The sequence below is a fragment of the Nocardioides sp. CPCC 206348 genome (assembly GCF_048654705.1).
Classification (GTDB): domain Bacteria; phylum Actinomycetota; class Actinomycetes; order Propionibacteriales; family Nocardioidaceae; genus Nocardioides.
In genome coordinates this window covers 10,888-11,842 of record NZ_JBMCZA010000157.1, presented here as the reverse complement: position 1 = coordinate 11,842, position 955 = coordinate 10,888, and the positions used below count along the sequence as shown (strand labels likewise).

The window sequence follows — 955 nt, the reverse complement described above, 5'->3', positions numbered from 1 at the left end:
CCGTAGTCCCAGCAGACGGGCCAGAACCACGACGGTCCATCGGTGAGCGCGTTCAGCGTCAGCTGCAGGGTGGGTCCGTCGAAGGCCAGCCCCGCATGGCCGATGTTGTCGTTCCAGCAGTAGTCCTGGACGACGAGGTTGCGCACGTTGGTGCCCGCGAGCCGCTGGCTGGAGTACGGCGTCACGACGGCGTCCCAGCGCGACATGATCACGGTGTACTTCGGCCCGGTCGGGACGGTGTTGGTGTCGGCCCAGAGCGCCTTCGTGTAGGCGCTGGTCAGCATCTGGTCGGTGACCCCGCGGGTGCCGAGGTAGGCCGACGCGTCATTGATGAAGCCCAGCGCGTCAAGGTCCTCGGCGAGGGTGACGATGCCGTTGAGGTCGGTGCCGTGCGAGGACGGCGCCAGGCCGACGTAGTGGGCGGTCCTGGCCGCTCCGCCCATCCGCTTCATCCAGTAGATGGGGACGTTGCCGCCCTGCGAGTGCCCGACGATGTCGACCTTGGCTGCGCCGGTCGCGGTGCGCACCCTGGCCACGAAGGCGTCGAGCTCGCGGGCGGAATTAACGATCGGGCCGAGGCCCCCGACCCGGCCGTTGGAGAGGGCTGTCATGCCGTAGTTGAGCCCGAAGACGCAGAAGCCGTCGTTCTTCAGGCGCGGTGCGAGCTTGGTGAAGTTGGCGCCGAGGTTGGCGAAGGTGCCGGGCACCAGCACGACGGGGTTGGGCCGGGCCGCGGTCGGCTTGCAGGTCCAGTCGTTGCCGCCGGGCAGGTGGTCGGGCCGGTGGATGTAGTTGTAGACGGCCTCGCTGAGACCACCCTCCGGTACGGCGGCCTGGGCCGGCAGCGTTCCCCCGACGAGCACCGAGAAGGTCACCCCGACGGTGACGAGCAACGTCCTGAACGAGCGCATGCCAGATCCTCTTCCTCCCAAGATGTGACGGGCGTCACAAGGTC

General features: G+C 68.4%; 1 protein-coding gene. It reads right to left on the bottom strand.

The window, feature by feature from the left end; genetic code table 11:
• Nucleotides 1–911 (bottom strand): esterase/lipase family protein (locus ACOADB_RS11470; protein WP_378598323.1); only part of this gene is annotated, 911 nt, incomplete at its 3' end.
• Nucleotides 912–955: the final 44 nt, after the last annotated feature.